Below are 709 nucleotides of genomic sequence, written 5' to 3' on the forward strand. Positions count from 1 at the left end.
GCATGTCAGAGAAAACAATCGGTATTGTTTCCGTATTCCTGACCAGTTTTGCTAACTTTTCTTCAATCGGCATTATTGCTGGAACGGTACAAGCAATTGACAGCAAAAAAGCAATCCAAGTTTCCGGTTTTGGTATGAAGTTATTAATTGGTGCAACACTTGCATCTATTTTATCAGCCACAGTAGTTGGATTGTTCTTATAGATAAAAAGAAGCCAAGGCAAAAGTGATTCAGTCATAAAGAAATCCGAACTATGATTCCAAATTATTTAAATAGAATTTGGATTAGTTCGGATATTTTTCTTGAAAGATAAGAATGTATAAAATATATCTAGCTCCAGCGTCGGCTTTCAAACATACACTTGCGCTTTTCTAATGTTTATATCATAAAGAATAAGGAAAGATAAAGTATAGACTATTTTTAGGGAGAGCGATAAAGTGAGTGAACAATTCGATTTATTTATAAATGGTAATTGGGTATCTGCCGACGAAACGATAGAGGTGTTAAACAAATACACACAAGATATTTACGCAACGGTTTCCAAGGCTGGTGAAAAAGAGGTCGATCAAGCAATTGACAGCGCTGAAAAAGCATATAAATCAACCAAATTAAGTGCATATGAGCGCTACAAAATACTTAAACAGGTTTCTGAATTGCTTCAGGAAAATAAAGAGGAATTTGCTAATTCTATTGTCAAGGAAGCTGGTAA

General features: G+C 34.4%; 2 protein-coding genes. Both read left to right on the plus strand.

What is annotated here, in order from left to right; genetic code table 11:
* On the plus strand, nucleotides 1-203 hold a 203-nt coding region (locus tag AC3G7N_RS21085), incomplete at its 5' end, for a nucleoside transporter C-terminal domain-containing protein (protein ID WP_489424105.1).
* 234 nt (nucleotides 204-437) lie between these two features.
* The coding region (locus AC3G7N_RS21090; RefSeq protein WP_489424106.1) for an aldehyde dehydrogenase family protein at nucleotides 438-709 on the plus strand (272 nt) is incomplete at its 3' end.

Source organism: Virgibacillus carmonensis, from assembly GCF_057836705.1.